The following is a 23,093-nucleotide window of genomic DNA, read 5'->3' on the forward strand; positions in this document are numbered from 1 at the left end:
AGATTCCGGTCAATTGAGTGATCATGTGAGAGACGACAGCTCGCGGTGGCGCAATTCGACGGCTTGGCCCTGCAAGGAAAGCCAGTCGGCCAATCGCTCCGCCACGAAGACAGAGCGATGCCGTCCGCCGGTGCAGCCGATGGCGATGGTCAGATAGCTTTTTCCCTCGGCGGCGAAGCGGGGCAGCAAGGGCGCCAGAAGGCCGGTCAGGCGCGAAAAATAATCGTCGAAGCTGGGGTCTGCCGCGACATAGGCGGCCACCTTCGCATCGCGCCCGGTCAGCGGCCTCAGGTCCGGCACGTAATGGGGATTGATCAGAAAGCGGGCGTCGAAAACCAGATCGGCTTCGCGCGGCAGGCCCTGACGATAGGAAAACGAGGTGACGAACACCACCAGCCGGTGGCGGCTATCCAGGCCGTATTGCGTCTCCATCAAATGGCGGAACTCGCCGATGGCCAGGCGCGAGGAATCGATGACCAGATCGGCGCGCAATTTCAAGGGAGCCAGCAAGGCGCGCTCATGCTGAATGCCGTCGATCAGGGGGCGGTCGGTGGCCAGGGGATGTCGGCGGCGCGTCTCGGTGAAGCGTCTGGCCAGCGCATCGTCGTCGGCGTCCAGAAACAAAAGTTTCACATCGACCGGCGTTTCATGGATCATGCGCGCGATGGCGGCGTCGATGTCGTTGACGCCAAAGTCGCGCGTGCGGATGTCGATGCCGACCGCCAGCGGGCGTTCCAGGACCGCATCGGGGCGCACCAACTGGGCAAACAGAGACAGCGGCAAATTGTCGACCGCTTCATAGCCCAGGTCCTCAAGCGCCTTCAGGGCCGAAGTGCGGCCAGCCCCCGACATGCCGGTCACGATAACCACGCGGGCGGACGCCGTTTGGGCGGGCGCCTGGGACATTTTGTTCTGGCTGGCCGGAGCGTCGGTCATTGCGGGCGCATTATAGCCTCATCCCCACCCATGAGGGCAAGGCGCAGCTTGGCGGGCGTCGAGTCCGCGAAGGGGTCCAGCCGCAATAGAGGCAATTGGCCAAGATCGCACGTCCAGGCGGCGGGATCGGGCAGGCGCTCGACCAGCGCCCTGGCGACCAGCTCGACCGCCAGAACCAGGGGGGCCTTGGTCAGATAGGGCAGGCGCAGCAGGCCGATGCCCCTGGCTTCGATCAGTCCGGCGATGGGGGGCGGCGGCGAGGCCGTCAGACGACCGGCTTCAAGGGCGATTTCGACTTGATCGTCGGATATCAGAACGGCGCCCCGGTCGATCAGGCGCAAGGCCAGGTCGCTTTTTCCGCTGCCCGATGGACCGAGAAGCAAAAGGCCCTGCCCGTCAAGAGCGACCGATGTGGCATGAACGAGCGCCATGGCCGAAGGTTGGCCGCAGGCGGGGCTTCTGTCAATCGTCCTTCGCGGGCAACAAGACGGTGAATCTGGCCCCCAGGACCGAGCCGTCCGGGCCGACGCGGTTTTCCGCCTGGATGCTTCCTTGATGGGCGGTGACGATCTGGCGTGAAATCGCCAGACCCAGGCCGGAATGGGTGCCGAATTTCTCGCCCGCCGGCCGCTCGCTGTAGAAGCGGTCGAAGATGGCCTCGGTCTTGCCGTCGGGAATGCCAGGCCCTTCGTCTTCCACGTCGATGCGGACCAATCCATCTGACCGCAGGGCCCGCACGCGAATGGTTCCGCCCATAGGGCTGAAGGAAACGGCGTTGGCGATCAGGTTGCGCATGACCTGGGCCAAGCGGCTTTCAATGCCGGGCACGCTTAGAGAATCGTCGTCGGGAAGCGCAAGCTCAAGGCTGGGGGCGCCCGGCTTCTTGGTGGCGCCATGGATATCGGCCAGGGTTTGCAGCAGCGAGGCCAGGGGGACCGGCTGGGCCTCGGCGCGCGACAATTCGGCATCCAGGCGCGAGGCGTCGGAAATGTCGGTGATCAAACGGTCCAGACGTCCCACGTCATCGACGATGATCGCCATTAGGCGGGCCTTCTGGTCGGGATCTGCCACCAACGAGATGGTTTCCACGGCGCTTCTTAAGCTGGTCAGCGGGTTCTTAATTTCGTGCGCCACGTCGGCCGCGAAGGATTCGATGGCGTCCATGCGCGCCCACAAAGCCTCGGTCATGTCGGCCAGGGCATGGGCCAGTTCCGAAATTTCATCATGTCGGCCCGGAAAGCGGGGAATGTCGGGCCGCCTGCCATGGCCCCGGCGCACCCGTTCGGCGGCAAGTGCTAACCTGCGCACCGGCCTTGCGATGGTGCCCGCCAGATAAAGCGACAACAGAACCGTAACGCCCAGGGCCAGGGCCGTCATTTCCAGGATGTTGAGGCGCACTTGCAAGAGGCGCTGTTCAATTTCGCGGCTGTCTTGCATCAGCATAAGCGCGCCGACCACCTGCTTGAAGCGCTGCACAGGCACGGCGATGCTGAGAAAGACGCCACCCTCGGCGTTCGAGCGGATCATTTCCGACATGTCGCCATCCAGGGCGGACAGCACTTCGACATAATCCTTGGCCTTCTGCGGGTGGCTTTCGCGGTAGCGTGGCAAGGCCGCCTCGTTGGCGACGGGGCGCATCAGCCAGGCGCGCAATTTGTCGGTCAGACTCGACAATCCCTTCTCGCGGTGCGGCGGCGCCAATTCCTCGACTTCGATTTCGCCGGAAGGGCCGTACAGCGTGCGGCTGTCGGCCAGCAGCGCGCCCTCCAGCGAAAACAGGCGCGCCCGCAGCTCGGCCGGTTCGGCCAGCCTTCGCACCATGTTGCGGGCGATCGACAAATCGATTGGCGTCGCGCCTTCGGGGTCGTCCTCGCTGGACTCTTCATAGACGGCGCCCTCGGCCAGGGCGGCGGCGAACATCTGGCCTTGGGTGTGCAGCGAGGCCAGGGTCTGTTCGACCAAGGTGGCGCGATATTCGTCGAGATAGAGAAGGCCCACGACCAGAACCAGGATCGGCATCATGTTGACGGCCAGAATCCGGCGCGTCAGCGGCGACAGGCGCTGGTGGCGCGGCCTTGCTTCCTGAGGTCCGGTTTCGCTCATCAAGCGTCGCGATAGCGATAGCCGACGCCGTACAGCGTTTCGATGTGCTGGAACTCGTTGTCGATCTCGCGGAACTTGCGGCGCATGCGCTTGATGTGGCTGTCGATGGTGCGGTCGTCAACATAGACCGTTTCGCCATAAGCGGCGTCGATCAGCTGGTCGCGGTTCTTCACATGGCCGGGGCGCATGGCCAGCGCCTTCAGCAACAGGAATTCGGTGACGGTCAATTCGACATGCTTGCCTTCCCAACTACAGGCATGACGGGTGGGGGCCAGTTCAAGCTTGCCCCGCTTGATCAGGCTGGCGTCCGCCGCCTCGCCGCCCTCGACGGCTTCCTTGCGTCTGAGCAGCGCCTTGATGCGCTCCAGCAGCAAGCGCTGCGAGAAAGGCTTCTTGATGTAATCGTCTGCCCCCATGCGCAGACCGAGAAGCTCGTCGCTCTCATCGTCCTTCGAGGTGAGGAAGATGACCGGCAACTGGCTTTTCTGCCGCAGCTTTTGCAGCAGTTCCAAGCCGTCCATGCGCGGCATCTTGATGTCCAGCACGGCCAGATCGGGCGGTTCCGCGCCGATGCCCCGCAAAGCCTCGGCGCCGTCGGTATAGGTGCGGACCTTGAATCCTTCGGCCTCCAGCATCAGGGAAACCGAAGCCAGGATGTTGCGGTCGTCATCGACCAAAGCGATGGTGTTCATACGTTTGCCCCAATCGGTATTACCGAAAGCAATTGACGAGATGTTTGTGGCGAAATTATAGTGGGACTTGACGGTTTCCGTGAGGGGATAAAATGTCCCGCCCCGGAAAAAGGGAACTTAGGTGCCGCGATTTCGCATCGCCAAGCCTGGGCTGCCCCCGCAACTGTAAGCGGCGAGCCGGTCTTTCGACAACGCCACTGAGGCCAAAACGCCTTGGGAAGGCAGAAAGATCAGCCAAGACCCGCGAGCCAGGAAACCTGCCGTCATCCGTTGCCTGTGCGTGCCTTTGGGGCGGGGTGTCCCCTTGGACGTGGCGTTTTCCCTTCAGGGGAAACCTCCCACCGCGGGTTCCGGTTTGGCTCAAACGGTGAGGAGAGGTCGATGCACATCATGGAAGGCTACCTTCCCCCGGCGCATGCGGCGTTCTGGACGCTGGCGGCTGCCCCTTTCGTCATCCACGGCTCGATGAAGCTGAAGCAACGCTTCAAGGACCATCCCGAAGAACGACTTCTAATCGGCGCGGCAGGCGCTTTCGCCTTTGTCCTGTCGGCCCTGAAATTGCCCAGCGTCACCGGCAGTTGCTCGCATCCCACCGGGGTTGGCTTGGGCGCCGCCCTGTTCGGCCCGGCCCCGATGGCGGTGCTGGGAACGGCGGTCCTGCTTTTCCAGGCGCTGCTGCTGGCGCATGGCGGCATCACGACGCTGGGGGCCAACGTCTTCTCGATGGGGATTGTCGGGCCTTGGGTGGCCTTTGGCTTGTGGAATGGCGCTCGCGCCATGGGTCTGGGGGCCGGTGTGGCCATGTTCCTGGCGGCCAGCCTGGGCGATCTGGCGACCTATCTGGTCACCTCGGCCCAATTGGCTTTCGCCTACCCCGATCCGGCAAGCGGCATCGGCGGGGCCTTCGCCAAATTCGCGGGCATCTTCGCGCTGACCCAAATTCCCCTGGCCATCGCCGAGGGGCTGCTCAGCGTGGTGGCGATGAATTTGCTGATCCAGCGCGGGCTGGCGGGGGCGCGGCCATGACGCGCGCGAATTATGTGCTGCTGGCGCTGACGGCTCTGATCGTCATCGCCCCTTTGTTGGTTCCGGGCATGTCCGGCAGTTTCGAGGGTTCCGACGCCCAGGTCCAGGCCGCCTTGCAGGAACAAGGCGTCAAGCCCTGGTTCTCAAGCCTGTGGGAGCCGCCGTCCGGCGAGATCGAAAGCCTGTTGTTCGCCCTGCAGGCCGCCATCGGGGCGGGCGTCTTCGGCTATGTGCTGGGGCGCAGGCAAGGCGCCAAGAAGCCATCCGACGATCAATGCTGATTGATCGCATCGCTTTCGAGGGCCGCTTGGCGGGCAGACCGCCCGGCGAGAAGCTGGCGGTGGCCGCCTCGGGGATCGGTCTGTCGCTTCTTCTGCCGCCCTGGCCGTGGGCGCTGGTCACCGGGCTTGCCGCCCTGCTGGCCGCCCTGGTCTGGGCCAGGCTGAGGCCTCGCCTGTTCCTGGGCTGGGCGGGCTTGCCGCTGGGATTCCTGGCGGCGGGGGCGGTCGGGCTGGCGCTGTCGCCCAGCCCCGATTTTCCCTGGCTTGCCATCGGTCCAGACGGCTTGCGTCAAGCTGTGCGGGTCAGCCTGCGCGCCTTTTCGGCCAGCCTGTGGATGCTCTGGCTGGCTTTCACGACGCCGGTTTCGCATCTGGCCGCTTTGCTGGCCCGCTTGCCCGGGCTGGGCGTGCTGGCCGAGGTGATGCTGCTGATCTACCGCCAGCTTGTGCTGCTGATGAAAACCGCCGCGGCCATGCAGGCCGCGCAGGCGGCTAGGCTGGGCTATCGCGATGTGAAAAGCACGCTTCTGTCGCTGGGCCGCCTGGGCGCTGGATTGCTGCCGCGCGCTCTGGACCGGGCGGGGCGCATGGAGATCGGCCTGGCGGCACGCGGTTTGGATGGTTCCGCCATGGCGCATCCATCCTTGCGCGGTGCCTCGCCACGGATTCTGGCCTCCATCTTGGCGTTCGATGCGCTGCTGCTGGCCTGGGGTCTGACATGATCTTGGAAGCGCTGGGGCTATGTTACAGCTATCCCGATGGAACAAGCGCCCTGGCGGGCCTGGATTTGCAGGTGGGCCGGGCCAGGCGGCTGGCCATTCTTGGCCCCAACGGCTCGGGCAAGACCACGCTGCTGTTGCATTTGAACGGCACGCTGAAACCGACGGCGGGACAAGTGATGCTGGATGCCAAAGCCGCTGGCTATGATCGCGCCGCTCTGACGGCTTGGCGCAGGCGGGTGGGACTGGTGCTGCAAGATCCCGACGATCAATTGTTCGCCCCCACGGTGGGCGAGGATGTCGGCTATGGGCCGTTGCAGGCCGGTCAATCCGGGTCCGAGGCCCTGGAATCGGCCAAATGGGCGATGGGCGCCTTGCGCATTGCCGATCTGGCGTCGCGGCCCACGCACGCCCTTAGCTACGGGCAGAAGAAAAGGGTGGCGATCGCGGGTGTGGTCGCCATGCGGCCAGAAGCGCTGCTGCTCGACGAGCCGTCGGCCGGGCTTGACGCGCATGGGGTGGCGCATCTGATGGCGTTGCTGGATCAATTGGTGGCGGGCGGCATGACGCTGGTTTTTTCCACCCACGACGCCGAACTGGCGCTGGCGCATGCCGATCAGGTCGCCTTGTTCCATCAGGGCCGGGTGCTGGCGCAAGGCGAATCCTCGCACCTGCTATGCGATGAGGGCCTGCTGAAAAAAGCGCATCTTAAACGCCCATGGGCGCTTGAGGTGGGGTTGCGGGCGCGTCAGAATGGCTTGATCGCCAGCGACGCGCCCTTGCCGACCAACCGCAAGGACGCTTTGGCCCTTTTGGATCGGATGACGTGACGCACCAAGCCCTGCTGGGCATCAATTGGACGCTGTCCAGCTTTCACGGCTGGGGAATTCTGGGCGTCAATCTGGCGCTGGCAGCGCTTCGGGCGGGCCGCCTTCCCGCGCCCTTGCAGGAAACCTCGCTTAGTCTTGCCGATGATGATTGGCGGCGCATCGCCCCCGCCCTCGAGGCGGGAGAGGAAATCAGAAAACTGATGACGCCCGGCCAGCGATTCCAACTGGGCTTTCCCGTGCTGCAACCGGTGGGCAACGCCATGCGCTGGGACGAGATGATTCTCGGCACGCCCGACCTGGGTGTCACCTTCTTTGAAAACACGCATTTGGACCAAGAGGCCTGCCAGCGCGGCCAATCGCTTGCGCGCCTGATCACCGGCAGCCGATGGGCCGACGCCATCTTGCAAGATTTGGGATTTTCCAATACCGCCGTGCGCTATCAGGGCGTCGATCCAAGACTGTATTTTCACAAGCCCTTGCGACGGAAGAATGAGCCGGGGCGCTTCGTGGTTTTCTCAGGCGGCAAGCTGGAATTCAGGAAGGGCCAAGACATCGCCCTGGAAGGCTTCAAGCGCTTCCATGCCAAACATCCAGATTCGTTGCTGCTGACCGCATGGCAAAATCCCTGGCCCGAATCCGCCGCCAACATATCGCGTAGCCGCTACGCCAAGGCGCAGCCGCAACCGGGCGTCGGCGTGCCGCTCGATATCGAAGGCTGGGTGACGGCGCAAGGCCTTGCGAAGGAGGCGCACCGCGACATCGGCTTCGTGGCGCATGGCCTGCTGCCCGATTTGATGCGCCAAGCCGACGTGGCGCTGATGACCAGCCGTGCCGAAAGCGGGACCAATCTGGTGGCGATGGAGGCGCTGGCACTCGGCCTGCCCACCATCTTGTCGGCCAATACCGGCCATCTTGATCTGATCAAAACCATTCCCTGCCTGGCCTTGAAGCGCCAATCGCCGGTCACGCCGCTGATGGCGGAAGACGGCGTTCTGGGCTGGGGCGAATCCGACCCCGACGAAATTGCCGAACTGCTGGGGCAGGCTTATGATCGCAAGACCGATATGGCGCGGCTTGGAGAACAGGCCGCCTTGCAGATGAAGAACTGGGCGTGGGAGACGCGCATGGATCAGATGATAGAGGCGCTGGAACTGGCATGATCGATCTGGGCGACAACAATCCGCTGGTTTCCAGGCGCATTCTGCGCATGGCCTCCTTCGCTTCCCTGGCCACGTTGAAAGACGGCTTGCCCTACGCCTCGTTGGTCACGCCCGCCACGGCGCATGACGGTTCTCCCTTGCTGCTTTTGTCCAAGCTGGCCGACCATACGCAAAATCTGCTGGCCAACGAGCGGGCCTCGCTGCTGTTCGCCTTGCCCGAGGGACATGCCAATCCGCAAACCGCGCCCCGCGTCACCGTGATGGGACGTCTTTTACCGTCCGACCTGATAATGGACCGCGCGCGCTATCTGGCCCGCAATCCAGGCGCGGCGCTATATGCGGGCTTTGCCGATTTTTCCATCTGGCGCATGGCGGTCGAACGTTTTCATTTCGTGGGTGGCTTCGGGCGCGCCGTCTGGCTGGAGGCCAAACATGTTTTGCTGGATCAGAAAATCGCCAGCCTCTTTGCCGAAAGCGAAGGCAAGCTGATCGAGCGATTTTCACAAAAACAAACCGGTGTTTGCGCCGTCGATGCCGATGGCATTGATGTCGGGGGGCAAGATGGCGGCGTGAAGCGCTTGTTGTTCGCCCGGCCATTAGCCTCGCCCGACGAGGCGCTTGACGCGCCATTCCTTGAGGGGTAACAATTATTCTCCGTGGTGATTTGAGCGACCGGCTTGCGGCCACGTTAAACAAACAGCTAAAAGGTTCGGCGCTTTCTTGAAAAGAAGCCCTGACCCGCCCGGTCGGGGCTTTTGTTTTTGGAGCATGCGAGATGAGCAAGGATGAACAGAACTGGGGACCCAATACGCGCTTGGTGCGCGCTGGCCTGCACCGTTCCGAATTCGAGGAAACCAGCGAGGCTTTGTATCTGACCTCGGGCTATGTCTATCAAAGTGCCGAGGAGGCCGAAGCCGCCTTCGTCAATGACGGCAGTCGATATGTTTATGGCCGCTTCGGCAATCCCACCATCACCTTGTTCGAGGAGCGCTTGGCCGCCCTTGAAGGGGCCGAGGCCTGCAAGGGCGTGGCCAGCGGCATGGCCGCCGTCTTCGCCAGCATCGCTTGTCAGGTGCGGGCGGGTGATCGGCTGGTCGCACCCCGCGCCCTGTTCGGCTCCTGCACCTATATCCTGGGCGACCTGATGGGGCGCTTCGGTGTTGCCTGCGATTTCGTGGACGGCACGGATTTGGCGCAGTGGGAGCAGGCATTGTCCAAACCCGCCAAGGCGGTGTTCGTGGAAACGCCCTCGAACCCGTCGCTGGAATTGGTCGATCTAAAGGCGGTCGCCGCCCTGTGCAAAAAGGCGGGGGCGCGCCTGATCGTCGACAATGTCTTCGCCACCCCCTTGTTTCAAAAGCCGCTGCAACTGGGTGCTGACATCGTGGTTTATTCCGCCACCAAACATATCGACGGCCAGGGCCGCTGCCTGGGCGGCGCCATTCTGGGAAGTAAGGAATTCATCGCGGGCGAACTGGCCCCATTTCTGCGCCATACTGGCCCGGCCCTGTCGCCCTTCAACGCCTGGACGCTGGCCAAGGGGTTGGAGACGCTGTCCCTGCGCGTTCAGCGCCAAGCCGACAGTTCGCTGGCCCTGGCGCGCTTTCTTGAGACCGAGAAGGGCATTCAGTCGGTGCGCCATCCAGGCCTTGAAAGCCATCCGCAGCACGAACTGGCCAAGCGCCAGATGAGCGGCTTTGGCACCATGCTGGGCATTGAGGTGGCGGGCGGGCAGGAAGCCGCCTTCCGCTTTCTGAACGCGCTGTCGCTGATCGACATTTCCAACAATCTGGGCGACGCCAAAAGCCTGATCACCCATCCGGCCACCACCACCCATCAGCGCTTGACGCCCGAAGACAAGCTGCGCCAGGGCATTACGCCCGGCCTGTTGCGCCTGTCGGTGGGGCTTGAGGATCTGGCCGATCTGCAAGCCGACTTGATGCAAGGTCTGGCGGCGGTGTGATATCCTGCGAGCAAAGGAGATCGCCATGCAGCTTCAAGACAAATCTTTGTTTCGCACGCAGGCCTATGTCGGCGGCGAATGGATAGAAGCCGATTCCAAGGCCAGTTTCGCCGTGACCGATCCGGCGACGGGGGCAGAGCTGGCGCAGGTGGCGGAATTGGGAAGTGCGGAGGCCCAGCGCGCCGTCGCTGCCGCAGAAGCTGCCTTCCCGGCTTGGCGGGCGCTGACCGCCAAACAGAGGGCGCAAATCTTGCGCAAATGGTTCGACCTGATTCTGGCCAACCAAGAAGACTTAGCGCAATTGCTGACCGCCGAACAGGGCAAGCCTTTGGCCGAGGCCAGGGGCGAAATCGCCTACGGCGCTTCCTTCATCGAATGGTTCGCCGAGGAAGGCAAGCGCGTCTATGGCGACGTGATCCCTTCGCATGGTCCCGACAAGCGCATCATCGTGCTGAAACAGCCCATCGGCGTGGTGGCGGCGGTAACGCCCTGGAATTTCCCCAACGCCATGATCACGCGCAAGGTGGCTCCGGCCCTGGCCGCCGGTTGCACGGTGGTGATCAAACCCGCCGAGGATACGCCGCTGTCGGCCCTGGCGCTGGCGGAATTGGCTGAGCGTGCGGGCATGCCTGCGGGCGTGTTCAATATCGTGACCTGCAAGAATCCCAAGGGTGTCGGCGCTGTACTGACGGGTGACGCGCGTGTGCGCAAATTCACCTTCACCGGTTCCACCGAGACCGGCAAGATGCTGATGCGCCAATGCGCCGACACGGTAAAGAAGGTCTCGCTGGAACTGGGCGGCAATGCGCCCTTCATCGTGTTCGACGACGCCGATCTTGACGCCGCGGTGGCGGGCGCCATGGCGTCGAAATACCGCAATGCCGGGCAGACTTGCGTGTGCGCCAACCGGTTGCTGGTGCAAGAAGGCGTATACGACGCTTTTGCGGCCAAGCTGGGGGAAAAAGTGGCCGCCTTGAAAGTGGGTCCGGGCACCGGCGAAGGCGTTGCGCAAGGTCCGCTGATCAATGACGAGGCGATCTTGAAGGTGGAACGATTGGTGGCCGACGCGCTGGCCAAGGGAGCCAGGGTGATCGTGGGCGGCAAGCGCCACGAACTGGGCGGCACTTTCTATCAGCCCACCATCCTGGCCGACGTCACGCCAGCCATGGATTGCGCGTCTCAGGAAATCTTCGGACCCGTCGCCCCGCTGTACAAATTCAAGACGGAAGACGAAGCGGTGCGCCTAGCCAATGACACGCCCTTTGGTCTGGCCGCCTATTTCTACGCCCGCGACGTGGGCCGTGTTATGCGCGTGGCCGAGGCGCTGGAATACGGCATCGTCGGCATCAATGAAGGCATCATCTCGACCGAGGTGGCGCCCTTCGGTGGCGTCAAGGAATCGGGCATCGGTCGCGAAGGCTCGAAATACGGCATCGATGATTTTCTGGAAATCAAATATCTGTGCCTGGGGGGCGTTTGACAAGGCTGGGCATCGACTGGCCCATCTCCAGCTATTCGGGCTGGGGCGTCTTCGGCTTGCATCTGTGTCTGGCGTTGCTTCGGCGCAAGTCCGCCCAGCCGGTCTTGTTTCATCCGCCGCAGCTTGATCTGACGCCCGCCCAGCAAGCGCTGTTCTCCAAGGTGTATGTACAAAAAATCCCAGCCTCGCGCCGCGTCGATTTTCCGGTTTTGCATGCGCTGGGCAATCAACTGGCCGATTTCGGGTTGGTGAGCGGCATCGGCGATGCGGGCCTGGTCTTTTTCGAAGAACCCGTCTTGCAAGAGATTGCGAAAGAGCGGGCCAAAAACCATCGGATCATCGTTGCCGGATCGCAATGGAACGCCGACCTGCTTTGCGCCAACGGAATCACGAACGTAGTTGTCGCCCAACAGGGCTATGACGAAACCGTCTTCCATCCGGGGCCGAGAAACCCCGCCTGGCCGGGGCGCTTCGCGATTTTCTCGGGCGGCAAGTTGGAAGCCAGAAAGGCACAAGACATTGTCTTGCAGGCCTTCGCCGAATTTCGCGAGCGCCACGGTGAAGCGCTGCTGGTGACCGCTTGGCGGGGATTCTCGGAAGAGACGGATATCGATCTTCCCAGAACGCCCGAGGGCAAGACCGATCTGGCCGCCTGGGCCACCTGCTATGGCATCCCCCCAGATGCCGTGGTGGATGTTGGCTTCATCCCCAACCGCTTGATGGGCGAGGTATTGCGCGGCTGCGACGCCGCCCTATTCCCAAATCGTTGCGAGGGTGGGACGAACTTGGTGGCGATGGAGGCCCTGGCCAGCGGCCTGCCCACCATTCTGTCGGCCAATACCGGCCATCTCGATCTGACCGGCTCTGTGCCTTGCTGGATGCTGAAGCGCCAGGGCGCATCGATGAAGCCCGGCTGGGGCGAAAGCGATGTCGGCGAATGCGTAGCGAAGCTGGAAGAAATTTACGCCGATCCGAAGGGGGCGAGAGCCAGGGGGCTGGAGGCCGCCCGAGTCATGCAAGAAAACTGGAGCTGGAGCTTACGCGCGGGCAAGGTTGCTGAGGCCCTTGGCTATTAGGACAGATAAATCTCGGCCAGCACGACATCGGGTTCCGGCCCGTCCTTGATGACGAAGCCCAGGCGCTTGGCCAGTTCCTGCATCGGTTTGTTCTCGGCCAGAATGGTGCCGAAGACGCGCTTCACCGGCTTGTCCTTGCGGTGATAGGCAAGAATTTTTTCCATCAGTTTTTTGCCCAGCCCCTGGCCCTTCATGTCGGAGCGAATGGCGATGGCGAATTCTGCTTCGCGCTCGTCGGCGTCGGCCACGGTGCGCACCACGCCCAAGGTTTCCGGCGCACCCGCGTCGTCGAACAAGGTGGCGATGAAGGCCATTTCGCGGTCGTAGTCGATCTGCGTCAAGCGCGCCATTTCAGAGTGCGGCAGGCTTTGCAGCACGCTGAAGAAGCGCATGCGCAAATCGTCGGCGGTCATGCGCTCGATCAGGCCGTAATGCGCCGGTTCGTCTTCGGGCTTGATGGGGCGCAGCATGATCTTGCGCCCGTCCTTCAGCAGCGCCTCTTCCTCCAGGCTTTGCGGATAGGGATGAATGGCCAGATGGAAGCCGGGCCGTCCGTGATAGGGGGCCACGCGGATATGGGCATCGACGGCGGTCACCCCCTTGTCGTCGGCGAACAGCGGGTTGATGTCCAACTCGACGATTTCGGGATGGTCGATCAGGATCTGCGAGACCTGCATCAGCGCCAGGCCGATGGCTTCGCGGTCGGCGGCAGGACGATCAAAATAGGCGTCAAGCAGATGCGACATGCGCGTGCGTTCGATCAGCTCTTGCGCCAAGGTCACGTTCAAAGGCGGCAGGGCCACGGCATGATCGCGAATCACTTCGACGGCGCGCCCGCCTTCGCCAAACATAATGACCGGGCCGAACAGGGGGTCGGTGGTGACGGCGATGATCAACTGGCGGGCGTTCTGGCGCGACACCATGCGCTGCACGGTAAAGCCGTCGATCCTGGCACCCGGCTTTCTGGCCTCGATGCGCCCGATCATGCCTTCGGCCGCCGCCGTCACCGCCTCGGCGGTTTCCAAGCTGAGCGCCACGCCGCCGACATCCCATTTGCGCGTAATGTCTGGCGATACCACGGTCAGCGCCGCCGGATAGCCCAGTTGCTTGGAAATGTCTCCGGCTTCTTGGGGCGTGTGTGCGATGCGCACTTCCGCCGCCTTGATGCCGTAAGCCATCAGCACCGACTTCGATTCCGGTTCGGTCAGGATGCCGTTGCCGCGCCCCAGCGCCGCTTCGATCACCTGCCTGGCCTGCGCCTTGTCGGGCCTGAAAACGGTGGGCGCTTCCGGCGGCGTCTGCATCAGGATTTCGCGGTTCTTCCTGTGCGTCACCATATGCTGGAAGGCGCGCACCGCCTGCCTGGGCGTTTCATAGGTGGGCAAGCCGCCTTCGGCGAACCGCTTGCGGGCGGGCGTCGCCGCCTCGTCGCCGACCCAACAGGTCAGCACGTTGCCGCCGTGCTTCTTCACGGTGGCGATCACCTGCTCGGCGATTTCCATGGTCGAGGCCAGCGCGTTGGGCGAATGGATGACCAGCACGGCGTCGATCTCGCGGTCCTCGGCCAGAATGCGCACCACGTCGCCATAGCGGCTGGCTGGCGCATCGACCTGGATATCCACCGGATTGGCCCCGTTCCAGCTTTTCGGCGCGACCTGTCTTAGCTTTGCGGTGGTGGCGTCGGAAAGCAGGGCCGGGCGCATGCCGCTTTCCATCAGCGCGTCTTCCGCCATCACGCCGGCGCCACCGCCATTACTGACGATGGCCAGCCGCTCGCCCTTCATGGGGCGCGCCCGGGCCAGCGTTTCCACGGCACCGAACAATTCGTCGATATTGTCAACGCGCAGAATGCCCGCACGGCGCAGGGCGGCGTCCCACACATCGTCATGCTCGGCCAAGGCGCCCGAGCGTCCGGCTTCGGCTTCCGACCTTCTGGCCCGCCTGCCCGCCTTGACGGCCAGCACCGGCTTGTTGCGCGCCGCGGCGCGCGCCGCCGCCATGAAGGTGCGCCGCTCCTTGATCTCTTCGATGTACAGCAAGATGGCGCGGGTGGCCGGATCGGTGCCCATGAAATCCAGCATGTCGGCGAAATCGAGATCCGACGCGTCGCCCAGCGAGACGAAATGCGAAAAACCAATGCCCTTGGGATGCGCCCAATCCAGAACATGCGTGCACAACGCGCCCGACTGCGAGACGAAGCCCAGATTGCCGGGCAGGGCGGGCACATGCGCGATGCTGGCGTTCAGCCCATTCTTGGGCGACAGCACACCCAGGGTGGAAGGCCCCAGCAGGCGCACGCCGGTTGTCTTGGCGGCGGCGATCAGACGCAGACGCTCGTCGCCCGCGACGTCGGCGACCACCAGGGCGATCCTTGTACCCATCAGGCCCAGCCTGCGCACGAAATCGGCGGTCATCTGGGCAGGCACGCACAGAATGGCCATTTCGGGCGGCTTGGGCAGGCTTTCCACGTCGGGATAGGCCAGGATGCCGCCCACCGCTTCATACTTCGGGTTCACCGGCATGATGGGACCCTTGAAGCCGCCCTTAAGCAAACTATCCATGAAGACGGAGCCCGAGCGGCGCGCGCGGTTCGATGCACCGATCACGGCGATCGATTGGGGTGCGAACAAGGATCGGATATGGCGCAGACTCATGCCAGCTCCAAGGCGTGGAAATCGGCGGGGATCTGAAGGGCGCGGGCCAATAGACTGTGGTACTCGGCCCTGGGGATGTCAATGGCGCCAAAGCGGGCCAGATGGCTGGTGATGAACTGAATGTCCAAAAGAATAAATCCGCCCGCTCGCAACCGCTCGACCAGATGGGCCAAGGCCACCTTGCTGGCGTCAGTGGCGCGCGAGAACATGCTTTCGCCGAAAAAGGCGCCGCCCATCGCCAAGCCGTAAAGACCGCCCGCCAGTTTTCCGTCTTGCCAGGCTTCCACGCTATGGGCCAGGCGCATGGCGTGCAGCTCAAGGAACAAGCTGCGGATGACCGGATTGATCCAACTATCCTCGCGCCCGGGCGCCGCATCGGCGCATCCGTCGATCACCGCCTCGAAATCAACATCGACGCGAATCTGGAACCGGCCCTGGCGGATCGTCTTGGCTAGGCTTTTGGGAAGGTGGAAATCGTCCAACGGCAAGATGCCCCGGCGCTCGGGATCGATCCAGTGCAGATAGGAGTCCTGCTTGGACTCGGCCATCGGAAACACGCCCGCGGCATAGGCCGACAGCAAGATTTCCGGGGTCAGGCCGCGCATTTTCAATCCTGGCGGTGGACGAAATGTTCCAGCCAGTGAATGTCGTAGGCCCCGTTCACGAAATCGGGTTCGGCGATCAGGCGCTGATGCAGCGGCAATGTGGTGCTAAGCCCCTCGATCACGAATTCGCCGAGTGCGCGTTTCAGGCGCATCATGCATTCGTTGCGGCTGGTGCCGTGCACGATCAGCTTGGCGATCATGCTGTCGTAATGGGGCGGCACCCGGTATCCGGTGTACAGGGCGGAATCGACGCGCACGCCCAAGCCGCCCGGCGCGTGGTAGATGCCCACCTTGCCCGGCGAGGGCACGAAGGTGTCGGGATTTTCGGCGTTGACGCGGCATTCGATGGCGTGGCCCGAGAAGCGAACCTCGTCTTGCGTATAGCCAAGCGGCGCTCCGGCGGCGATGCGGATCTGCTCGCGCACGATGTCGAGGCCGGTGATCATTTCGGTGATCGGATGTTCCACCTGCAAACGGGTGTTCATTTCGATGAAAAAGAACTGGCCGTCCTCATACAGGAATTCGATGGTGCCCGCGTTGCGGTAGCCCAGCTTCTTCATGGCGGTGGTGGCGGTGGTGCCGATCATTTCGCGCAATTCGGCATTGAGCGCGGGCGAGGGCGCTTCCTCCAGCACCTTTTGATGGCGGCGCTGCAACGAGCAATCGCGCTCGCCCAGATGCACCACATTGCCGTGATTGTCGGCCAAAATCTGAATTTCGATATGCCTGGGCTTGCCCAGATATTTTTCCATGTACAAGTCGGGATTGCCAAAGGCGCTGCCCGCTTCCGAGCGGGCCAGACGCCAGGCCTCCTCGATCTCGGTTTCGTCCTTGGCCACCTTCATGCCCTTGCCGCCGCCGCCCGCCGTGGCCTTCAGCAACACCGGATAGCCGATCTCGGCGGCCACTTGCTTGGCGTGTTCCTGGCTTTCGATGGCGCCGTCGGAACCGGGCACCACCGGCAAGCCCGCCTCTTTGGCGGCGTTCTTGGCCGTGATCTTGTCGCCCATCATGCGGATATGGCTGGGGCTGGGTCCGATGAAGGTGAAGCCGTGTTCTTCGACCATCGAGGCGAAGTCGGCATTCTCGCTTAGGAACCCGTAACCGGGATGAATGGCCTCGGCCCCGGTGATGGTGGCCGCCGACAGAATGGCCGGAATATTCAGATAGCTTTGCTTGGCCGAAGGCGGGCCGATGCAAACCGCCTCGTCGGCAAGGCGCACATGCATGGCGTCCTCGTCGGCGGTCGAATGCACCGCCACCGTGCGGATGCCCATCTCGCGACAAGCGCGGTGGATGCGTAACGCGATCTCGCCCCGGTTGGCGATGAGGACCTTGTCAAACATCCGCTACTCGACGATGACCAGGGGTTCGCCGAATTCCACCGGCTGGCCGTTGCCGATCAGAATCTGCGTAACCAGCCCGCCCTTGGGCGCGCGGATGGGATTGAAGGTCTTCATGGCTTCGATCAGGCACAAGGTCTGGCCCTCGGTCACCCGGTCGCCCACCTTGATGAAATGGGCGGCGCTGGGTTCGGGCGACAGATAGGCCACGCCGACCATGGGCGAGGTGACGGCGCCCGGATGGTTGGCCGCATCAAGGGCGGCCGATTGCGCCACCGGCGCGCCCGGAGCACCCGGCATGGCCATGGGGGCGTGGGCGACCGCCGTCAACTGACGGGCCACACGCAGCCGAAGGCTACCCGTGTCGTATTCGATCTCGCTTAAGCCTGTTTCGTTCAGAAGTTCGGCCAGCGTGCGGACGAGTTCGGCGTCGATCTTGGCGGTTGGGGTCGTCATGCTTCCTCTAGGATTTGTGAATCAGGCGGGCAAGCGCTTCTAGCGCCAGCTCGTAGCCATGCGCCCCCAAGCCCGAGATCAATCCCTGGGCCGCCGGGGTGACGAAACTGTGATGGCGGAAAGGCTCGCGGTTCAAAGGCTGAGACAGATGAACCTCGATGGTCGGCACCTGCGCGAAGTTCAGCGCGTCCAGCAGGGCAACCGAGGTGTGGGTATAGGCGCCTGCGTTCAAGATCATGCCGCTGGCCTGCCCCTTGGATTGCTGAATCCAGGTGACCAGTTCGCCTTCGTGGTTGGTTTGGCGGAAATCGACGGCCAGATTCAGCGCCTTGGCGCGGGCCTGGCAAGCCGTCTCGATCTCGGGCAGGGTCGTGCGGCCATAGATTTCCGGCTCGCGCTTGCCCAACAGATTGAGGTTGGGGCCGTTCAGCACCCAAACGATGGGGCTGGCCCCGGTTTTGGCCCGTTTCGTCGTCATGCAGGGGTTATAGCACGGGGGGTGGGTATTTCAAGGAGGGATCAGGCCGCCCGTCCGGGTTTTTCCATAGGGATGGCGCGGCGCGACATTTTGGGGGCCTGGGCGTCGGGGCTGGATTCGTCGAACAGGCTGGTCAATTGCTTGAGCATGGCGCCGCCCAACTCCTCGGCGTCCATGATGGTGACGGCGCGTTTGTAATAGCGCGTCACGTCATGGCCGATGCCGATGGCGATCAGTTGAACCAGCCCCACGCCCTCGATCCAGGCGATCACGTCGCGCAGATGGCGTTCCAGATAATTGCCGGGATTGACCGAAAGCGTCGAATCGTCCACCGGCGCGCCATCCGAAATCACCATTAAAATACGCCGTTGCTCGGGCCTGGCCATCAACCGGTTATGCGCCCACAACAGGGCTTCGCCGTCGATATTCTCTTTCAAGATGCCTTCGCGCAGCATCAGTCCCAGATTCTTGCGAGCACGCCGCCAAGGCGCATCGGCCTGCTTGTAAACAATATGGCGCAGATCGTTCAGACGCCCCGGATTGGCGGGCTTGCCGTCGGCCACCCAGGATTCGCGGGCTTGGCCGCCCTTCCAGGCCTTGGTGGTGAAGCCCAGAACCTCGACCTTGACCGCGCAGCGCTCCAGCGTGCGGGCCAGGATGTCGGCGCTCATGGCGGCCACCGAAATCGGGCGTCCGCGCATCGAGCCTGAATTGTCGATCAGCAGCGAAACCACGGTATCGCGGAAATCGGCCTCGCGCTCCATCTTGAAGGACAGGGCATGGGTGGGATTGGCGACGACGCGGGCCAGACGCCCGGAATCGAGGACGCCTTCCTCCAGATCGAAATCCCAACTGCGTTGCTGTTGCGCCATTAATTTGCGCTGCAGGCGATTGGCCAGCCTAGCCACCACGCCGGTGAGCGAGGCCAGATGGTTGTCGAGCTGCTGGCGCAGCCGGTCCAACTCTTCGGCATCGCACAGCTCCGGCGCGTCGATCACCTGGTCGAAACGCTGGGTGTAGACCCGGTAGATGGGACCATGCTTGCCTTCAAGGTCGTTCTTGCCATGGGCTTGCTGCGTGGGGCCGCCCGGCTCGTCGGTGCCATGGCCGGGCGCCAGCATGTCCTCGGCCCCCTCGTCGCCATCTGATTCGCCGCCCACATCGCCGGAATCGGCGGCTGCCAGTTGCATATCCTCGTCTGCCTGGCCTTCATGGCCGCCCTCTGCATCGGACTTGCTCTCGCCGTCCTCGGATTCCTGGCCCGAACCTTGGCTTTGCTGCTCGGACTCCGCCGATTGCTGCTCGTCCTCAAGGGGGGCTTGCGACAGTTCAAGCGCATGCAAAAAGGCGCGCAGATGCTTTGCGAACTCGTTCTGGTCGGCCAGTGCCCCGGCCATTTTGTCCAAAGCGTCGCCCGCGCGCTCCATGACCCAGCCCTGCCACAGATCACCGACATGGCGCGTGGCGGGCAGGCAGCTATCGGCCGTGCCCAGAAAGGCGTTGCGGGCGACGACGCGCAGCGCCTCGGCCAGGGGGATTTCCTCGCGGCAACTGGAGCGTCCGAAGCCTTCGCCCTTCAAGCGCAGCTCGACGGCGCTGGCGACATTCTGCGCCAAGCCCGGATAGCGTTTGGCCCCCAGCGCCTCGACCCTTGATTGTTCGATGGCGTCATAGACCAGCCTTGCCTCGGGTTCGTCGGGGGCGCGCCTGGCATGCAGCTTCTCGTCGTGATGCTTGAGCTTCAAGGCCACCGCGTCGGCCGAGCCGCGCAGGCGGATCAGATCTTCAAGCAGGGGTCGTCGGGCCGCCAAAGGCAGATGTGCCGTGGGCGTGGGGGCCGCCAGGGGCTGGTTCGAATTGCGAGCGAAGGTCAGGGTCGCGGGTCCGGGGCCGAACCCGACATAGGCGTCGGGCCGTTCCGAGACGGCACGCAAGGCAGCCGAAGTGGCGCGCTTCATGGCGTCGATGGGGCTTTCGCCCTCCATCTTAGCCTACCAACGCCTTGGCGGGCGATTGCGGCAGTTCAGCGGCGAAGGCGCGTTGGTAATATTCGGCGATCACCGGGCGCTCCGTTTCGTCGCACTTGTTCAAGAAGGTGACGCGGAAGGCGAAATTGACGTCGCCGCCGAAGATGGTGGCGTTTTCCGCCCAGGTGATGACGGTTCTAGGACTCATGACCGTGGAAATGTCGCCGCCGATGAAGCCCTGGCGCGTCAGATCGGCCAGCGCCACCATCTGCGACACGGTCTTGCGGCCTTCCTCGGTGTTCCAATCGGGCAGCTTGGCCACCACGATCTCCACCTCGGCGTCATGCTCCAGATAATTCAGCGTGGTCACGATATTCCAGCGGTCCATCTGGCCTTGATTGATCTGCTGCGTGCCGTGATATAAGCCGGTGGTGTCGCCAAGCCCGATGGTGTTGGCGGTGGCGAACAGCCTGAAGGCGGGATGCGGGCGGATCACCTTGTTCTGATCCAGAAGCGTAAGTTTTCCTTCCACCTCCAGCACGCGCTGGATCACGAACATCACGTCGGGCCTGCCCGCGTCATATTCGTCGAAGACCAGCGCGCAAGGATGTTGCAGCGCCCAGGGCAAAATGCCTTCCTTGAATTCGGTAACCTGCTGGCCGTCCTTAATCACGATGGCGTCGCGTCCCACCAGGTCGATGCGGCTGACATGGCTGTCCAGGTTGATGCGGATGCAGGGCCAGTTGAGCCTGGCCGCTACCTGCTCGATATGGGTCGATTTGCCGGTGCCGTGATAGCCCTGGATGATGACGCGCCGATTGAAGGCAAAACCGGCCAGAATGGCTTGCGTGGTTTCCGGATCGAAGCGGTAGGCGGGGTCCAGGTCGGGCACATGTTCGGTGCGCGCCGAAAAGGCGGGGGCCTTCATGTCGGAATCGATGCCGAAGACCTTGCGCACGTCGACGGTGGCGTCGGGCATGTCGGTCATCAAGGCAGAGGGAAAAACGTTGGCGGTCATGATGTCTTCAATCTGATGTTCAACACAAAACGGAACGGGCCTGGACCCTAGCGGGCGGCCTTCAGCCTGTCGAGCAGGATCTTATAGGCTTCGGTCACCGACTTGAAGCGCTCTTCCGCCCCTTTGTCGCCGTTGTTGGCGTCGGGATGGTGCAGGCGCGCCAGTTGCTTGTATTTGCGCTTCAAGTTGAATTCGGTATAGCCCGGCTCCAGGCCCATCAGCGTCATCGCCTTGGCCTCTGGCCCCATCGGCTTCTTGGGCTGCGGGTTGGCGCGCGCCCGCCCCTTGGTTTGCTGGAACAGCGAGAAAGGGTCCTTGGCGACGGTTCCGGGTCCGACGTCGAAAATGACGCAGCCTTCCTGGCGTCCCAGGGGCCAGGTCGGGCGATGCCAAGTGGTGTCGGCCCGAACCATGTTCTCGATGGCGTCGACGCCCATACCTTTGCAGAAATCCCACGAGCGGTTGTAGGCCTGCACATGTTCAAGACAGAACCAGTAGTAGGAGGATAAATCGTCTGGCGCTCGCGGCGCGCGATAAAGCCCCTCCCCCTCGCAAGCGGGATGATCGCAGCGGCGGGTCTTCTTGGAATCATCCTTCTCGCGAACGAAGGCATCCTGACGGGGTTGATAATGACGCATCCTAGTACTATGGGCGGCCAGAAGTATGAGCGCAAGTCCGCGGGTTGAACGACGCCTTGCGGCTGCCTACATCTGGAATCATGAACCGCGCCAAACGCATGGAAACCCTGATCCGCAACGCCCTGTCTCCCACCCATCTTCAGGTGGTGGACGAATCGGCCCGCCATGCCGGGCACGCTGGGGCAAGGCCCGAGGGGGAAACCCACTACAGAATCGTGGCGGTCTGCCCCTCCTTCGAGGGTCAGGGTAGGGCCGAAAGGCATCGGGCCATCTATGCGCTGCTGGACCAGGAATTGCGCCAGGGCCTTCACGCCCTGTCGTTGGAATTGGCGGCCCCTTCAGAGCTAGGTTCAGCACAAAGCCCACAATCTTAATGCGTAAATAGACTTTATCTGCCGTTTTTGATTGAATATTACGGTCGTTCGGTTACAGTTCTCACGCCGAAGGGCTTGGGGGATAATCGAAAAGGGTATAATGCCGTGGGAGAGGGCCGGTTAGTCTGCCGCAATATTTTGGTTGGCGGACGGCGCACGAGTATGCGTCTAGAACTGTATTCCTGGGATGCGCTGCGTGAAATCTGCGAGCGGGAGAATTTATCGCTCAACGAACTTTGCTCGATGATCGACAAAAGGCGCGGCGTCATGGGGCTGACGGCGGCGATCCGCGTCATGATCTTGGGCTATTTTCGCGAAACCCTGGCGCAACAAAGCGGGCAGGCGACGCTGCGCCATGGCACGCCCGCCTTCGTGGCCGACATCATGGGTCGGCTTAAAGCTCAATCAGGCGGGCCTGACGGCGCATGAACATGAAGGTCGTTTCGTTCAGCGCGTCGGTGAATTCGGCGAACTGGGCGGCGACGTGGAATTTCTCGTCTTGCGCCAGATCGGCGGTGTCGCTGCCCAAAAGCCGACCGTGAATCTTGCCGTAATAATAGCTGAAAAAACCTTGCAGAAAAACGAAGGACGGGTCTGCGGGCATTCTCGCCCGGGCGATTTCGTCTTGCAGGAATTTCACGAACATATGACTGAACAAGAAGCGCTTGCCCGACCACGCCTCGGCGTGCTTCAGGTGAAAGGCGACATCGTTCTTGTTCTGCTTCAAGGCCTGGTCATGGATGGCCGCCGTCATCGGCATCCAATAATCCCAAAAGGGCATGCCCAGGCAAAAGCCGCAGTCGGTAAAGCGCTTGGCCATTTCGGTGTCCAGAAACATGGCGTCGAAACCCCACAGATTGCGCTTGCCGGTGCGCTCTCCTAGGTCTGTTATTTCCACGCGCGTGGTGACCAGCAAAGAACCCTGCGCTTCATTGGCCACGCGCTGCCTAAATCCCTCGCTGGCATCCAGCAGAATGTCGGAATTGACGATGCCGAACACGCCCGCCTGGCGGGCGATGAAATGGCCAAGGATATCGGCCAGATAGATCAGCGGCTTGCCGGTGGTGTCGTAGGCGTCGCGCCCCGGATCGTGAAAGGCGACGCCGGGAAAATCCAAGCGAAGACGTTCGATCTCGCAGTCTCGATTGAAGGAAAGGATGTCGAAACCCAAGGCTCGCCAACTGGCGACGGCTTGGCGCTGGACGTCAAGATTGCGCCCGGGGACAAGGCTGGTGGCGAGGGTGAAGGTTTCGGACATTGGGCCTGGGCACCTTGTTGTGTTAGAAGGCATTAT

The 23,093-nt window shown here is 62.8% G+C and carries 24 protein-coding genes and 2 riboswitches; of the genes, 11 read left to right on the forward strand and 13 right to left on the reverse strand.

The window, feature by feature from the left end; genetic code table 11:
* Positions 1–21 precede the first annotated feature (21 nt).
* The 4 genes from rapZ to HQL44_06610 are packed head-to-tail and all read right to left on the reverse strand — an operon-like array spanning position 22 to position 3,731.
* Complete coding sequence (gene rapZ, locus HQL44_06595; protein MBF0268243.1) at positions 22–936, reverse strand: RNase adapter RapZ; 915 nt, start codon at positions 934–936, stop codon at positions 22–24.
* Complete coding sequence (locus tag HQL44_06600) at positions 933–1,367, reverse strand: hypothetical protein (protein MBF0268244.1); 435 nt, start codon at positions 1,365–1,367, stop codon at positions 933–935. Before HQL44_06600 ends, rapZ begins: the two co-directional genes overlap by 4 nt.
* 31 nt (positions 1,368–1,398) lie before the next feature.
* A complete protein-coding gene (locus HQL44_06605) occupies positions 1,399–3,039 on the reverse strand; it encodes a stimulus-sensing domain-containing protein (protein MBF0268245.1) in 1,641 nt (546 codons plus the stop codon).
* A complete protein-coding gene (locus HQL44_06610; GenBank protein ID MBF0268246.1) occupies positions 3,039–3,731 on the reverse strand; it encodes a response regulator transcription factor in 693 nt (230 codons plus the stop codon). Before HQL44_06610 ends, HQL44_06605 begins: the two co-directional genes overlap by 1 nt.
* Before the next feature lie 54 nt (positions 3,732–3,785).
* A riboswitch (cobalamin riboswitch) is annotated at positions 3,786–4,011 on the forward strand.
* A gap of 101 nt (positions 4,012–4,112) precedes the next feature.
* Between HQL44_06610 and HQL44_06615 the strand changes: the two genes are divergently transcribed.
* The 9 genes from HQL44_06615 to HQL44_06655 all read left to right on the forward strand — a co-directional run bounded on the left by HQL44_06615 (position 4,113) and on the right by HQL44_06655 (position 12,266).
* A complete protein-coding gene (locus HQL44_06615; protein ID MBF0268247.1) occupies positions 4,113–4,757 on the forward strand; it encodes an energy-coupling factor ABC transporter permease in 645 nt (214 codons plus the stop codon).
* Positions 4,754–5,038: an energy-coupling factor ABC transporter substrate-binding protein gene (locus HQL44_06620; GenBank protein MBF0268248.1), complete on the forward strand. Its 285-nt coding sequence runs from the start codon at positions 4,754–4,756 to the stop codon at positions 5,036–5,038. Before HQL44_06615 ends, HQL44_06620 begins: the two co-directional genes overlap by 4 nt.
* Complete coding sequence (gene cbiQ, locus HQL44_06625) at positions 5,032–5,760, forward strand: cobalt ECF transporter T component CbiQ (protein ID MBF0268249.1); 729 nt, start codon at positions 5,032–5,034, stop codon at positions 5,758–5,760. Before HQL44_06620 ends, cbiQ begins: the two co-directional genes overlap by 7 nt.
* Complete coding sequence (locus HQL44_06630) at positions 5,757–6,587, forward strand: ATP-binding cassette domain-containing protein (protein ID MBF0268250.1); 831 nt, start codon at positions 5,757–5,759, stop codon at positions 6,585–6,587. The genes cbiQ and HQL44_06630 overlap by 4 nt, the downstream gene beginning before the upstream one ends.
* Positions 6,584–7,747, forward strand: a complete 1,164-nt coding sequence (locus tag HQL44_06635) for a glycosyltransferase family 4 protein (protein ID MBF0268251.1) — start codon at positions 6,584–6,586, stop codon at positions 7,745–7,747. Before HQL44_06630 ends, HQL44_06635 begins: the two co-directional genes overlap by 4 nt.
* Positions 7,744–8,391 carry a pyridoxamine 5'-phosphate oxidase family protein gene (locus HQL44_06640; protein ID MBF0268252.1) on the forward strand — a complete coding sequence of 216 codons (648 nt, stop codon included), beginning with the start codon at positions 7,744–7,746 and terminating at the stop codon, positions 8,389–8,391. Before HQL44_06635 ends, HQL44_06640 begins: the two co-directional genes overlap by 4 nt.
* 2 nt (positions 8,392–8,393) lie before the next feature.
* A riboswitch (SAM riboswitch) is annotated at positions 8,394–8,471 on the forward strand.
* Between the two features lie 51 nt (positions 8,472–8,522).
* Positions 8,523–9,710: an O-succinylhomoserine sulfhydrylase gene (metZ, locus tag HQL44_06645; protein ID MBF0268253.1), complete on the forward strand. Its 1,188-nt coding sequence runs from the start codon at positions 8,523–8,525 to the stop codon at positions 9,708–9,710.
* 25 nt (positions 9,711–9,735) lie between these two features.
* Positions 9,736–11,190, forward strand: coding sequence for an NAD-dependent succinate-semialdehyde dehydrogenase (locus tag HQL44_06650; protein MBF0268254.1), 1,455 nt, complete (start codon positions 9,736–9,738; stop codon positions 11,188–11,190).
* Complete coding sequence (locus tag HQL44_06655) at positions 11,172–12,266, forward strand: glycosyltransferase family 4 protein (GenBank protein ID MBF0268255.1); 1,095 nt, start codon at positions 11,172–11,174, stop codon at positions 12,264–12,266. Before HQL44_06650 ends, HQL44_06655 begins: the two co-directional genes overlap by 19 nt.
* Here HQL44_06655 and HQL44_06660 read toward each other — a convergent pair.
* From HQL44_06660 to HQL44_06695, 8 genes are read right to left on the reverse strand one after another with little or no spacing between them, the layout of a single operon-like run.
* Positions 12,263–14,920: a bifunctional acetate--CoA ligase family protein/GNAT family N-acetyltransferase gene (locus tag HQL44_06660; protein MBF0268256.1), complete on the reverse strand. Its 2,658-nt coding sequence runs from the start codon at positions 14,918–14,920 to the stop codon at positions 12,263–12,265. The genes HQL44_06655 and HQL44_06660 overlap by 4 nt on opposite strands.
* On the reverse strand, positions 14,917–15,525 hold the full coding sequence (locus HQL44_06665; protein ID MBF0268257.1) for a leucyl/phenylalanyl-tRNA--protein transferase: 609 nt from the start codon (positions 15,523–15,525) through the stop codon (positions 14,917–14,919). The genes HQL44_06660 and HQL44_06665 overlap by 4 nt, the downstream gene beginning before the upstream one ends.
* 2 nt (positions 15,526–15,527) lie before the next feature.
* Entirely contained in the window at positions 15,528–16,871 is a 1,344-nt protein-coding gene (accC, locus tag HQL44_06670; GenBank protein MBF0268258.1) for an acetyl-CoA carboxylase biotin carboxylase subunit, read from the reverse strand.
* Between the two features lie 3 nt (positions 16,872–16,874).
* Positions 16,875–17,324, reverse strand: a complete 450-nt coding sequence (locus HQL44_06675; protein ID MBF0268259.1) for an acetyl-CoA carboxylase biotin carboxyl carrier protein — start codon at positions 17,322–17,324, stop codon at positions 16,875–16,877.
* Positions 17,325–17,331: 7 nt separating this feature from the next.
* On the reverse strand, positions 17,332–17,802 hold the full coding sequence (aroQ, locus tag HQL44_06680; GenBank protein ID MBF0268260.1) for a type II 3-dehydroquinate dehydratase: 471 nt from the start codon (positions 17,800–17,802) through the stop codon (positions 17,332–17,334).
* A gap of 41 nt (positions 17,803–17,843) precedes the next feature.
* On the reverse strand, positions 17,844–19,787 hold the full coding sequence (cobT, locus tag HQL44_06685) for a cobaltochelatase subunit CobT (GenBank protein MBF0268261.1): 1,944 nt from the start codon (positions 19,785–19,787) through the stop codon (positions 17,844–17,846).
* A gap of 1 nt (position 19,788) precedes the next feature.
* Positions 19,789–20,787 (reverse strand): cobaltochelatase subunit CobS, encoded by a 999-nt coding sequence (gene cobS, locus HQL44_06690; protein MBF0268262.1) that lies wholly within the window; start codon positions 20,785–20,787, stop codon positions 19,789–19,791.
* A gap of 47 nt (positions 20,788–20,834) precedes the next feature.
* Positions 20,835–21,425 carry a J domain-containing protein gene (locus HQL44_06695; GenBank protein ID MBF0268263.1) on the reverse strand — a complete coding sequence of 197 codons (591 nt, stop codon included), beginning with the start codon at positions 21,423–21,425 and terminating at the stop codon, positions 20,835–20,837.
* Positions 21,426–21,505: 80 nt separating this feature from the next.
* Between HQL44_06695 and HQL44_06700 the strand changes: the two genes are divergently transcribed.
* Together HQL44_06700 and HQL44_06705 are read left to right on the forward strand one after the other, a co-directional pair.
* A complete protein-coding gene (locus HQL44_06700) occupies positions 21,506–21,799 on the forward strand; it encodes a BolA family transcriptional regulator (protein MBF0268264.1) in 294 nt (97 codons plus the stop codon).
* Positions 21,800–21,961: 162 nt separating this feature from the next.
* Complete coding sequence (locus HQL44_06705; GenBank protein ID MBF0268265.1) at positions 21,962–22,228, forward strand: ribbon-helix-helix domain-containing protein; 267 nt, start codon at positions 21,962–21,964, stop codon at positions 22,226–22,228.
* Here the strand turns inward: HQL44_06705 and HQL44_06710 are convergent.
* Positions 22,194–23,057 (reverse strand): hypothetical protein, encoded by an 864-nt coding sequence (locus HQL44_06710; GenBank protein ID MBF0268266.1) that lies wholly within the window; start codon positions 23,055–23,057, stop codon positions 22,194–22,196. The genes HQL44_06705 and HQL44_06710 overlap by 35 nt on opposite strands.
* Between the last annotated feature and the right edge of the window lie 36 nt (positions 23,058–23,093).

It is taken from the genome of Alphaproteobacteria bacterium, from assembly GCA_015231795.1.
In the GTDB taxonomy this organism is placed as follows: Bacteria; Pseudomonadota; Alphaproteobacteria; order Rhodospirillales; family WMHbin7; genus WMHbin7.